This is a genomic window from Vibrio sp. 10N.261.51.A3, assembly GCF_041471965.1.
GTDB lineage: Bacteria > Pseudomonadota > Gammaproteobacteria > Enterobacterales > Vibrionaceae > Vibrio > Vibrio crassostreae_C.
Map to the genome: position 1 here is coordinate 105,182 of NZ_JBFRPK010000067.1, position 12,218 is coordinate 117,399.

Consider the following 12,218-nt stretch of genomic DNA (forward strand, 5'->3'; position numbering starts at 1 on the left):
GATTGATATGGGCAAGACACTAGAGTCTTAATCCCTTCAGCAGGGCAATGTCTGTTTAGACACAAGGCTATGCCCTTGATGAACTCAAAAATGATGTCTTAATCCCTTCAGCAGGGCAATGTCTGTTTAGACCTACGAGTGCTTCCGTGGTGAAGAGTCTAAGACAGTCTTAATCCCTTCAGCAGGGCAATGTCTGTTTAGACACTTAGAGATAGCGCTTCAACCGCAACAGGATACCCTCTTAATCCCTTCAGCAGGGCAATGTCTGTTTAGACACAAGTCTGATTTTAAAGTCTTGATTTTCAATAGTCAAACCTTAATCAAACAGATGTTTAAAACGTAAAGATAATATTACACCAAGCAAGTAACAGTCCATCTTTTGTAAACTGCACACATATTATTGAATAATAGTGACATTCATTTTACTCATTTTTTATTACACTATACGCGATACAAACCTTATAAACGCTACAAAATATAATCTTCTAAACGCGTGTCGCTATGGACAATAAGCCACTCATCACGCTTACCTATATGAAAGCTGTTTTCTGATGGGATAAACGGAAGACAAAGTAGTCGGTCATTCTCTTGATCAATTAATTCGAGTAATGTTTGACAAATCGTTTCCTTCTCTTTGAGTTGACCACTAAAAACAAACACCGATTTTTGCAACGCCCATCCGTGAGCGGCGCAATAGCGATAAACTGAACGCAATCTTTTGGGGCATGAAACATCATAACTAATCAACCATAGTGGCTTTGCCATTCCGATACTCCCTATCAATTTGCTTTCTCGTTAGCCGGGCAACACGATTCACTTGCATACGGTGTTCAACACAAAAACGATGCCACTGGCGATAAAAAACCTGTTGTCCTTGTTTATTCAACCGACAGGAATTCTTGTCATTAACAAAATGTTCATTGTTTAAGACACGATTGAGAAATAGATTTGCAACCCAAAGCTCTACCTCTGAACGTGTAATCTCTTTGACATCATAAATCAGGCTTTGCCTGCGATATCCAGTTACATGATGAATACCCAACCCTATATCTAGCCCTTCTGACAACAGTGCTTTGCAATACAGATTGTCTTCTAACGTCGATGTCAGTGACAAAATAGCGTTAATCGGGTCGGAGGGTGGCCGTCTTACTCGCCCTGTAAATCCGAGTTCAGAAAAGACCTCGACATTTTCCCACGCCTTCCAGTATAAGCGCGAGATGTGCGCTTCAGCCATCATGAGGTTTGAGGTATCATTTAGTTGATCTAGTAGGTCATCCCACACTGAAGAACATCTAAGCCCCAGCATCTTCAGGGTATATTTCTGCCTCAAGCAGCGTATACGTACCAATCGCTCGGCTAGGCCCCGTTTTATCGTGCAATTAGACGTAACGAAAAACTGGCGCAATTTAATATCACTTGCTGGTGCCGATAACGGAACAAGGCTCGCATGTTGATGCAGCCTGTGTCCGTTAACCAATAAGCTGATGCCTTTCTCTGCTAACAGTAAAATGACATCAGAACTAATAGTGACCCCCTTTCCCACGATGATTTGATTTATTGATGAATACGGTACAACCTTTTGGCCTAATTCTGGGTGAAAGCACCGTAAGAGCCCATCACACAACGAAAGCTCGTACCCCTTTTCATCCAAGACTAATAAAGTCAACGTACACTCCCTATACTAAAAACGTCCTCAACATCTTGCTTGGTCACATCGATGTAGGATCTCGATAAGTAAATGAATAGCTTATGGCTCAGTCGCACTATTATTATGCAATAAGTCTATATTTTCCTAATCCAAACGTGGTTTTACCACCGACTTGTAACAACTCACCAATTTTTAGAATTGGAATAAGCGCTTCTAAGTCACCATAGAAACTCACCTGGCCTTTAAGGCCACCAATCGGGAGTGCTTTGCCATGACGACGAGAATAACGCATCCAATCCTCAAAATAGCAGTGTGATTGCCAGTCGACGTTATTCGGTATCGAGTCCAGTGTGTGTTGATAGACTCGATCAAACAGTTCTTGATTGTCATTCACCCAAAAACGGCCTAACTGAGTCAGACGCCTTAAGCTCTGGTTAACCCAAAACTTGAGCTCTGGTGCTTGTTTCTTCACTATATTGCTATTCTGCTTTAATCTTAGTGGCGTAAGGAAGTGCAAAGCAATCTCTTGCTGCTGGCCGGCATGCGCATTTAACTGCAGCCAATCATGTAATGTATGGGGATGAATGCCCGGCTTAACCCCATAAGGCGTTATTGAACTCACCGAGAGCAACCAAAATGACGCACGCTTTTCACCTATGCCCAGCTCAGTATTACAACTCGCTTCGCGCCACGCATCGACGACTTCATTAACGAGTTGACAAGCATCACCGAACAGCGTGATCTCCAACGTTAGCAACTCTCCTTTATACCAATCCACCTTATGATCGCCCTCCGGCGCAATCGCATAGGGCTTTGGTTGCTGGTTATCGTGATCACCATAAAAGACTTGGTAACACTGCTCATCATAGGCTTTTAAGGCTTCACCAAACAAACCATGCCACATCGCCCCTTTAAAAGCTGGCAGTTGTGTATTTTGTTTCAGTTGCACCGTGATCTGCAATTTTACCAATTGGAATTGTGCCGTGATTTCATTAAGGCATGCCATCATAGTGCTACACCATACTCTTTAATAAGCTCAGCAAGTTCTGCTTTTTGATCTTTTTCTCTTCTCTTCGGCTTTTGATGATAGCTATTGTTCCGAGCTAACTGGTATAACTCTTTTGCGGCACTGGATTCTTGGTGATGAACATTATCTAAAAAGAAATGGATCGCCTCGCGAATCAATGGTGGTCTTTCAGAAGCATCAATACCAATAAGGCTCTCATTTAAGTCGAAAACTATATTGGCATGTTTTGACAAACTCGTTTTTCGTACTTCTTCTTCTTTCGCTCTGCGTAATCTCTCTTCTTCTTCAGTCTGCTCTTTCTGAATATTGGAAGCTTTTTCGTATTGTCCTTTGTCCCAAGGCTTTTTGAGATCAACTAAATGAGCCAAACGGCCTCGACCAAACGATGCTGCCCCTTGTGTATTATTGACCGCCACCGGCTCAGTTCGACCTACCCCATGTAATTCGGGCAACTTCTCCATTTTCTTTTTTGCATCTTGGTAATCTTTATTATCAATAGACATATAGCGAGTATTCACATCATCATTCTCACCCAGCTTACCTATTTGAAGTAAATACTTAAGCTGCGGTGATGAAAGCCATGCATTATCTCCAGTCGCAGGATATTGCTCATTCATGTGCTGTTCAAACTGAGCGTCAAACTGCTGCTGACTTTGTTCTTTATTAGAAGAAAGATGCGAAATACGAGGGCTGATGCTGACCACTCCCGCCCCCATAGGTTTTCCATGCCCAAGTTGATGATTGCTCTTCTTTAAATTTAGGCACCATAGCAGCGCCGACAATTCAACCGTTTTAAGGTTGTGAAACACGACGCGTCCCTTGAAGGATTTACCAACCGGAGCCAGTTCGATTCTCTGAGCGACCTTATCGTTGTCTTTCACATTGGATTCAAGGCCTACTTGCTTAGGAGACTTAGCTATATAGCGCTTGTAGCCAGATAACGCGCCATTGTCACTATCATAATCGCGGTAGCCACTTTCATTCTTATTCTGCTCGATATACGCGGGATAAAATGTGGCTTTTGGCTCGCTAAGGATAATAGGGTTAGATGGATAAAGTGCCGATTCATTCCACCCCTCACTTATAGCATCAGAAAACATTACGCGGCTTTTTAAGCCCAGCCCCTTGTCACGTAAGGTACCAAACATCACCTCCGGGAAATCGAAGTACGCGTCTGAAAGATGTGCTTTGTTTGTAGACTCAATCATCTCATGTATAGAATGTTTGAATGTCACCCTTGACATCTTTGCAAAACCCAATGAATGAACCGTTGATGAATGCTTTTTGATCAACGCAAAAACGGGAATACCCTTATCAGAGTGTTGGTGACTTTGTAGGTACGAAACTTGGTTCCATTTAATGCCGTCAATTTCATCCTCTACACTGGTGTGATTATCAAAAAGGTCGAAAACTTGTTGTGTTACCACCTGAGACTCAGCATTGTGTTTCGGGTAAAAATAATAACTGAATTCATAATTCGCCCGGTCACCTTTACCAGGGATACGCATATTGGTAAAAACAAGATTACCTTCCCCACCAATAGCGAGCCCTTCCGCCCAGCGATTTCTTTGCTTTCCTTTTGGTTCAGTTATCCTTGCGCTCACTGAGTTATTTAAAGGAAAAGAGTGATACTTGCCAATTGAACTATTACTGTTTTTAATCTCTTTCTTTAGAGATGATTTGATTTCTTTATGAGACACTTTGACGAAATTACACGGTGTAAATTTCCACTCATTTTCGACAGAATCAAATTTCACCCAACCTGATTGCACCGTATTTTTAGCAATCACATTGGTAAGGTAATTCCCCTTACTGCTTAAGATATCCCTAAACGAAAAACGTTTATTATCAACCGAGCTAAATTTTCCAAAGCTCGCAATTTCCAGCACATTACGAATCATCCCTTTCAGGCTCGAGCCAGGAATGATTGGATGGCCTAACGGATCGCGAGCAAACTTGACCACACCATTAGCGTCTTTATCACTGCCAACGCATAACGGCGTCTTGTTGATAAGGGTATATTCAATCACTCCAGAATGACCATCTTCAAACGGGTGGTCATGACTCACCAAATGTGCCCATTCTGGCATGTGCACCCATTGTGACAGTGGAACAAAATGATAAGGAGCATGTATTTTATGGCTCATTTTAATGTCTCCTTATACCCATTCGACGAGTAAGCAAAACCAATAAATTGTTGAGCTAGCGGCTCCCAGCCCCCACCCTCAACTTGTTGATACCACAATCGGTAACAAGCTAGTTCAGCGTCCCTGCTTAAGTCACTTCGTAAAGACAGTTCCTGCTCACTGAAACAAAATTTAGTGGCGTTATCTCGTGCCTTTTGGCTGACATAATGAGTAATTCGATAAGTACTGCCACCTATTAATTGAATATGCACCGTAGTTTCGCTATTACAGTATTCAGCTTCGATGAGGTCACTTCGATTGGGAAGGCTTTGACTAATCACCACCGCATCACGATACATTGCCCAACCATCTGTCGGCTGTAGTGTTTCGATATGCCCAAAAGCATCACTAAGTGCCCCTGTAAACGATTCAATTTTGATGTGTGCTGGCAATAACAGGGGCAATTGTACCCCAAGTTCTGAAACCGAATTGAGCGCTAATTGTTGGTATTGTTCTAAGCTCATTTAGCCGTTCCTTTTTCATTCTTGATCACTAAACTTGTTCCTCGGCCGCTTCCTGCGCCCATAGGAAGTAACCCTTGCTCTACATCCCTAATGGTGTCATTTAAGGCACATAGCAGCAGTGCTTCTAAATCTTCTTCTTGTTTAGTCAGGTACATGCTTATGGTAAAACGAGGTTGATAGAGTAACTCTTCGCTGTATAACGCCCCTTTACGAACTCCGCCAGTAAAACGGTCGATACTGTTGTGGTGACGAATTACGATGTGTTCGTATTCAATGTCAGCATCCTCAACCCAGAGTGAACCGGCCACACTCTGGTCATGATCATTATCTGCATACCCCAATAGTGCTTTAAGTGCCTCTGGGCGTTTCTGCCAGATTTCATTCTCGGCATCGCCTGCCGTTTCTGCCCATTGTTTTGCATGTTTACGGTAGTGAAAAGCAATGCGGTGAGCCAGCATACCTTTAATGCTGCTGCCACATACCACAGGGCAAAACGGGATTATTTCAGCTTGTGTTCCTTTCCAAATCACTACGGGTTCAGAGTAAGTGATCACGTTGACTGAATGATTGAGCGACTTGTTTGGTTTCGACAGTAACTCTACTCCCCGACCACAACGCCAATTGTCTAACGCTTTTAATGAGATAGACCAAGAAGGATAGCGATTCACCGCTCCTGAATTAATGCACGTCTTTAATGCATGAGATTTCGGGGGTCGGGATGCCCTCGCCAAGTTCAACTGCTTTCCCGCATCGAGATTACGGTGCAACAGAATCTGATGCTCTTCACTGGCAATGATCTTGACCCTGCCCAGCCCATTACGAGTATTCGCTCCCAAAGCAAAAGTGGGATGTTCCCACAAAGCCAACAGTTGATGCCATTGCTCGTCATCGAGTTGCTGTTCATCTTCCCTATCCTGATTACTCCATTGCAATGTAATACTAAATCGAAGCCCTTTGGGTAACACAATCTGATCGAATTTAGCTCGATCAATCGCGACACCACGATCATTGACCGCGACTCCGTCTCTGTGGTGAGGGCGCTCTGCCAAGCACAAGGCCAGTAAAGGATCGCTTTCCATATGGCTTGGTTCTGTATAATTGTCGACAAGCTCACTGTGGCTATTTAACAAGACCCCATTTGAAATCACTAAACTAGATGCTTGCTCTGTGGTACCAAACCACAGATCTTCTATGTGCTGGCCATCTCCACAAGCCTGTGATTTGGCAAGGTGACGCCACACACCCGCTATTGCAGTGGCAGGAATCATAGGTAAGCCGTTAATATCACGAGCTAATTCGGTATCAAACCCGGTATCACGACGGCCTGTATTAATTGCCATTGGGCTTTGCGTTTCGATAACCAGTTGCGTGACGACTATTTTTTCATTCATCGTTCGTCCCTTTTGGGCAGATTAGGCTTTGCGTGGCTTTTTTCAAACCATTGTCAGTAGACATGTCGTATCGACTCATACGTTCCAGCGCTAGTAGCAGCGTTTCTATCTGAATCTTCTCAGGGCTAACTAACGCTTTAAAATAGTCAGCGAAAGTAACAAGCGTACTTCCTACTTGCCAAGCTACTCCCCAACCTTGTGCATCATTGACGGGTTTACAAATTGCACGACTTAGTTTGTTGTTCATATCTTCAAATAGGATATCGAACCAATCTGGGGTTTTATTGCGGATTGCAGCATGCACTCGTCCCCACTGTGTCCGTGAGGGACCAATCGCACAGGATGCCTTGACGTGGTTATAACTACGACAGCGACTGTAAACTTGCAGAATTTCTCTAATTAATTCATTCGCTTGACGCCTACAGCTATGACCTTGTGTAGTTTGGTCTAGTTTTGTTTTCGCCCAACGTGTTAGAGGCGTTGTTACTTCTGTTTTTTCAACATCTACGACTTCAACACTAACTAACGAACTTTGATTAGAAGAGCTTTCAACAACGATAGGTGAGAATAACAAGTCTTCGTTCAGTTCAGGCCGTTCAGCCCATGAGGGGTTCACATCAACCCAACCCAAACCTTGCTGTAAGTTGAGACCAATACCGTTTTGTTGTAACTGCTCTATCTGATTGGTCGTTATAGAAACATCCTCGAAAACCAATACCGAGCCTTTGCCGATCAGTAGCTGTTCACTATCGAGCCCCTGACGTGCCTGATTAAAGCGGCTAACCGAATGAGTACGAATAAAACTCCGCTCTGGATTTAACTGACCATTAGCCCCTTCAATCAGATCAGCTAGTGATGGCGTATAAGTAGGTAAGCCGTTTTGGGTGAATACCTGACAATCTGACAAACACCATAGGACTAACTGCTGAGAGTTATGGCTAGCCTTATGACTAGGGGGGCTTTGTACAGGCGCTTTAATTTCAGCGATGTCTACCCGACCAAACTCTGCGCTGCGGGAGCGGCCAACCCTTTTCGTTCCGAGCAAGTGCTGCTTCACCAATGCATAGTATTGTTCGGTACCGCATTCAACCCAGCCGGAAAACGTTTGACCCGCTTCGATATACACGTAACTAAATAGCGAACCTTCTTTGACTGCTCCCGTCGTTCTTTGCAGTGCAGTTTTTGTCACATTGCCTTTACGCACTTCCCCGAGGTGTCCTTGTGAACCAAGGTAACCATTGCGACATTGTTTGTATTGAACGGCCTTACGTTCAAATAAGCGTGATGCGTGGTTTGTTATTTTACTCGTATCATATTTTCCATCCGAGACTGGCGTTTCCATTTTCTGGTAGTGCCAGCTCGCGGGAGTAGGTAAGCACAATTCACCATTACAAACAGGGTAACAAGCACTGTACTTCACCTCTCCTGAATGAAATAACGCCCATGATTGCGCATCACTGACTTGTTGATAAAGCGTGCTAGCCACCGTCCCTAAAATGGCACTCCCTGGGATATAATCGAGCCCTAAGTGATTCATTGTAGTGGCCGAGTTTTGGCTGACAATAATGGGTTGTAATGTCGTTAATGTGTAATGTAATCTCACAGGTACGCTTCCTTATTATCTTCCACTGACACCATTACCTGACCTAGCCCTCGGTTCCGTTTCGCGCCGACATGAGTAATCAGCGGTACAACCCGAGTGATCTTGTCCACCCATGTCTCGTCATCACTGTATAGGTCAATCTCTGCGTTCAGTTGCATCGGTACATTGACTTCCATGGAACGCAAACTTGTCTCTTTCGCTACGCCAGAATCATGCTCAATAGCCGTCGAATACAAGACACGATATAAATGTTGTTTTGCTTTTGAATTCTCTAGAAAGAAACGCCTCTCACTCGGTTGCATAACAGCATTACTAACCGTAATAATTCCTTGCGTTGCGATTCCGGTGCCTTCACAACCAAAGAGCGTTGCTACAGTGCAGCTTTGGGTAAACCATTGGTTGTCTTCCGCCTTTTGAAAGGCTTCTCTCAATAAGCCTTTCACCGCACGGCCGGGTAAATATGGAAGTCCTTGCTCATCCTTTAATACCAACGCATCCGCTTTCGCGCCGCCTTCTTCGCCAGATCCAATGTGCCAATCACTTTGGATGTCAAACTTGAGTTTAAAGGTTATGGTATTCATAAATTACTGAGCCTCATCTTGGTTAGATAACAATTGATAATGCCCCATGATTAAGAGGTCATTGATTATGGTTTGATATCCATAATCCGTTTCCCAATACCACTTTTTACTAGAGTCAGACACGGTGCTAGGGTTCAGGTTATCAACACATGATCTAAATTCGTTGGCGCTACCCCTATCTCCGCTAAGATCTAACCCGCGTTCAAAGATACGCTCCGCTTCATCTGGCTGACCATTCGCTATCTCGGTGGCCATTTGGCGCCAACGCGATAGCGAAACCGGGGCATCATCCGCACTTGATTTTTCAACTAAGGCGTCAAGGAAATCGAATTTCCGATGGGATAGGTTTGCTTTTTCGATTAGGTCATTATCTTCAACAAGGTAGGCTCCCTGCCCCATTGAAAAACCACCGTTGACCTGTTGTTCAAAATGCTGAGACGTGGCAACTATCTCATCCAAACTTTGCTGCGATGTGTTCGAAAGACGATGAAATGCTAAAGCTGCCGGCCCGACCTGATTGACATTGTTTAAACCAACTACGCTTTTTGTTAACTTTTTCGCTTTTTCACATAGCGCTTCAACTAGGTTATGCGACTGCATAAACGGGTGGCTAGCTTTGCAATAGAGAATACCGCCACTTGCGGTTAAATAACTGACGCCAATTGATTGCACAGGAAGTTTTTTTATCTCAATCTCAGATTGAACCTTGAACACCTTGCAGAATTGTCGCGCATATCCCAGTGCAAGATCTGCACGACAAAACAATGTGATGTCATCTCCACCGAGCACTATTGGGCGCATAGGTAACATTACTCTTTCGTTACCTTCTGACGTCGCTTGTTGTCTTTTCAATTGGTCATATAGCCATTGTGTTGCTTGTTGAGCAGCCTTTACCGTAGCGATATTCAACGCGTCAGAGAACGCCCGATAAGTTTGACGAAAGCGGCGCTCACTCTCATTGTTTAAGGCAGATTTTAGTTTCATCAACAGAATGCCCAAACCGTTTCCGTCAATATGAATTAGCGCCATGTCTTTTATTGCGTCACGTTGTTGATGATTCAAAACAGCACTATCATCCGCAAACTCAAACTCATCCTCAAAATCGATGGGATAACCGATTTCTCCGCGAAGCGACTCTGGCGTAAACCGGTGTTGTAATGCCGCATCACGTCTAAGTTCGAAGTTTTGATACGCTTGGCGATGCCTCTCAGTATCGACATCTAGGTGCAAAGCAGAATCATCATGGTCCGCTGTCGAGGCTTTTATTGCTGACCTACTCAATGGAATTGCAGCTTTCCCAGTACGAGCAGAACGCTGGACAAGCGCAGGCGCATAGGGGATGTTGACTTTAGGTGTATTTCTGGCGGCGGCTAATGCTTGATGTCCAGAATCTATCGCTCTATTTAAGCAAGTCCCTTGTGTCAAGGCATCGACGAAAACCAATGAGGGGAACATTTGATTGATAGTTAACGTCCATAAAGATCTTAATTTTTCTAACGGCACACTTGATTCGCACGTGGCATAAAAGGCACCACCTTTACAGCGCAGAAACTTAATAGCTTGGGTCGATTCATTTTCACTCAATAAATCTGAGGGTAAATTCGCCGCGTTGAGCACGATATTTAACACGCTATTCTCAGAATTATCGATGAGTCGATCGAGACGTTCACTGGCTGAAATAACGTCTTTTAATTTGCCAGAACCAAACAGATACTGTTGGATGGATTTAACTTCGAATAGATATACGTACAGCATATTAATTTACTTCCCTTTCCATCCTATTGATAAATAAGAATTATAACAAATCACAAAGAAGAAAATATAAAACCATTGTTTCAAGGTATTACGTAAATGGAAGGTTAGAATAATCTTAAAATGTGGCGAAGCTGATGGGCTCGAGCCCATACAACTTAATACCTAGCTAAACTCCACTAGGTATCCATCAGAGATAGCCAACAGCGCTTCGTTGATGTTCTGATCAATTTCAAGCTGGGACTTGTTGCTGAGGTTATTTTTATGCAGATATGCGGCACGAAGGTAAGCCAACGTATCTGTTAGCATTCTGTTTGCACACTCTCCAGATCTGTTTGATTTATAATTAAACCAAATCTTTAGGCTTTCAAATGTCGGTTGGTGAATATTTGCAGAGCGTTCCGCGGTAAGTTGAAACTTTTTCATAATGTGTCCTTTCATGGCTTTCATGGGTTGATGGACACATTATGTATTTACTAAAGCGACAAAATCATCAAGCTCGGATCCGAGCAGAAAAAGGAGAAAGGTGTTAAATCCTTAAATGTCTTTACTCTTCCCAAGGGCTTTGTTGCGTAATTCAATGGAACTAAATCAAGAACCTACGATCTGATCAGCTACCTCCACCCTCTCTCGTACCCCTATGCCTAAGCCTCGTTACAAAACAACCAACTGGAAGCAATACAACCAATCACTCATTAACCGTGGCTCTCTGACCTTTTGGATTGATGAAGAAGCAATAAGCGGGTGGGCGCAAAGTAAACAGAATAAGCACGGGAGGCCGCGTCGGTTCAGTGATTTAGCTATCACGACAGCACTCATGGTGAAACGAGTTTTTTCTATGCCATTGAGAGCGCTTCAAGGATTTATCGACTCGATATTTAGGTTAGCCCATGTACCGTTAAGTTGTCCGCATTACACCTGCATCAGTCGTAGAGCCAAGCAAGTTGAGGTTTCATTTAAGACTAAAACGAGAGGAGCGATACAGCATCTAGCTATTGATGCTACTGGCCTTAAGGTTTATGGCGAAGGTGAATGGAAAGTCAAAAAACATGGGACGGATGGCAAGCGTAGAGTCTGGCGAAAGCTTCATATTGCCGTCGATACCAACACTCATGAGATCATTGCCGCCGAGCTAAGTTTATCGAGGGTTACAGATGGAGAAGTACTCCCTAACTTACTGAAACAAACACGCCGAAGTATCCTTGAGGTGTCTGGTGATGGCGCTTACGACACGAGAGCGTGTCACGCTGCTATTAAGATTAAGGGAGCCATTGCGCTTATTCCCCCAAGAGAAGGGGCAGCCTTCTGAGAGCGTGGTCACCCTCGAAATCTCGCCGTGGGTTGCCAGAAATTATACGGCTCAAATAAGTATTGGAAAGAGCGGTATGGATACCACAAACGTTCACTCTCAGAAACAGCGATGTATCGAGTTAAACAGTTGCTAGGAGGGCAACTGAGCTTAAGAAATTACAATGCACAGGTGGGTGAAACTTACGCGATGATAAAAGCGTTGAACAAGCTTACTGGGTTAGGTATGCCTGAAACTGGCGTTGTTAATGATATGGA

At 43.8% G+C, this 12,218-nt stretch carries 10 protein-coding genes and 1 pseudogene; 1 reads left to right on the forward strand and 10 read right to left on the reverse strand.

Going from position 1 to position 12,218, the window contains the following annotated elements; genetic code table 11:
• Positions 1-468: 468 nt before the first annotated feature.
• The 10 genes from cas2 to AB4371_RS16765 form a co-directional block, all read right to left on the reverse strand.
• Positions 469-765: a CRISPR-associated endonuclease Cas2 gene (cas2, locus tag AB4371_RS16720; RefSeq protein WP_102394529.1), complete on the reverse strand. Its 297-nt coding sequence runs from the start codon at positions 763-765 to the stop codon at positions 469-471.
• On the reverse strand, positions 740-1,666 hold the full coding sequence (cas1, locus tag AB4371_RS16725) for a CRISPR-associated endonuclease Cas1 (protein WP_136981905.1): 927 nt from the start codon (positions 1,664-1,666) through the stop codon (positions 740-742). Before cas1 ends, cas2 begins: the two co-directional genes overlap by 26 nt.
• Positions 1,667-1,769: 103 nt before the next feature.
• Positions 1,770-2,657: a CRISPR system precrRNA processing endoribonuclease RAMP protein Cas6 gene (cas6, locus tag AB4371_RS16730; protein ID WP_102394527.1), complete on the reverse strand. Its 888-nt coding sequence runs from the start codon at positions 2,655-2,657 to the stop codon at positions 1,770-1,772.
• On the reverse strand, positions 2,654-4,822 hold the full coding sequence (locus AB4371_RS16735) for a TIGR03986 family CRISPR-associated RAMP protein (RefSeq protein ID WP_372150368.1): 2,169 nt from the start codon (positions 4,820-4,822) through the stop codon (positions 2,654-2,656). Before AB4371_RS16735 ends, cas6 begins: the two co-directional genes overlap by 4 nt.
• Entirely contained in the window at positions 4,819-5,325 is a 507-nt protein-coding gene (locus tag AB4371_RS16740) for a hypothetical protein (RefSeq protein WP_102394526.1), read from the reverse strand. The genes AB4371_RS16735 and AB4371_RS16740 overlap by 4 nt, the downstream gene beginning before the upstream one ends.
• Positions 5,322-6,716: an RAMP superfamily CRISPR-associated protein gene (locus tag AB4371_RS16745; protein WP_102394525.1), complete on the reverse strand. Its 1,395-nt coding sequence runs from the start codon at positions 6,714-6,716 to the stop codon at positions 5,322-5,324. Before AB4371_RS16745 ends, AB4371_RS16740 begins: the two co-directional genes overlap by 4 nt.
• Positions 6,709-8,319, reverse strand: coding sequence for a hypothetical protein (locus AB4371_RS16750; protein ID WP_372150369.1), 1,611 nt, complete (start codon positions 8,317-8,319; stop codon positions 6,709-6,711). Before AB4371_RS16750 ends, AB4371_RS16745 begins: the two co-directional genes overlap by 8 nt.
• A complete protein-coding gene (locus tag AB4371_RS16755) occupies positions 8,316-8,900 on the reverse strand; it encodes an RAMP superfamily CRISPR-associated protein (RefSeq protein WP_372150370.1) in 585 nt (194 codons plus the stop codon). The genes AB4371_RS16750 and AB4371_RS16755 overlap by 4 nt, the downstream gene beginning before the upstream one ends.
• Before the next feature lie 3 nt (positions 8,901-8,903).
• A complete protein-coding gene (locus tag AB4371_RS16760) occupies positions 8,904-10,655 on the reverse strand; it encodes a Cas10/Cmr2 second palm domain-containing protein (RefSeq protein WP_102394522.1) in 1,752 nt (583 codons plus the stop codon).
• Between the two features lie 162 nt (positions 10,656-10,817).
• A complete protein-coding gene (locus AB4371_RS16765; protein WP_102394521.1) occupies positions 10,818-11,078 on the reverse strand; it encodes a hypothetical protein in 261 nt (86 codons plus the stop codon).
• 214 nt (positions 11,079-11,292) lie between these two features.
• On the opposite strand from AB4371_RS16765, the pseudogene AB4371_RS16770 reads away from it, so the two are divergent.
• Positions 11,293-12,218: pseudogene (locus AB4371_RS16770) on the forward strand (IS5 family transposase); the annotation flags it as partial.

Bases quoted from the DNA above. Each gene is read 5' to 3' on its own strand.
- cas6 (WP_102394527.1), bottom strand. From the start codon at position 2,657: ATGATGGCATGCCTTAATGAAATCACGGCACAATTCCAATTGGTAAAA.
- AB4371_RS16740 (WP_102394526.1), bottom strand. From the start codon at position 5,325: ATGAGCTTAGAACAATACCAACAATTAGCGCTCAATTCGGTTTCAGAA.
- cas2 (WP_102394529.1), bottom strand. From the start codon at position 765: ATGGCAAAGCCACTATGGTTGATTAGTTATGATGTTTCATGCCCCAAA.
- AB4371_RS16755 (WP_372150370.1), bottom strand. From the start codon at position 8,900: ATGAATACCATAACCTTTAAACTCAAGTTTGACATCCAAAGTGATTGG.
- AB4371_RS16765 (WP_102394521.1), bottom strand. From the start codon at position 11,078: ATGAAAAAGTTTCAACTTACCGCGGAACGCTCTGCAAATATTCACCAA.
- AB4371_RS16760 (WP_102394522.1), bottom strand. From the start codon at position 10,655: ATGCTGTACGTATATCTATTCGAAGTTAAATCCATCCAACAGTATCTG.
- AB4371_RS16735 (WP_372150368.1), bottom strand. From the start codon at position 4,822: ATGAGCCATAAAATACATGCTCCTTATCATTTTGTTCCACTGTCACAA.
- AB4371_RS16745 (WP_102394525.1), bottom strand. From the start codon at position 6,716: ATGAATGAAAAAATAGTCGTCACGCAACTGGTTATCGAAACGCAAAGC.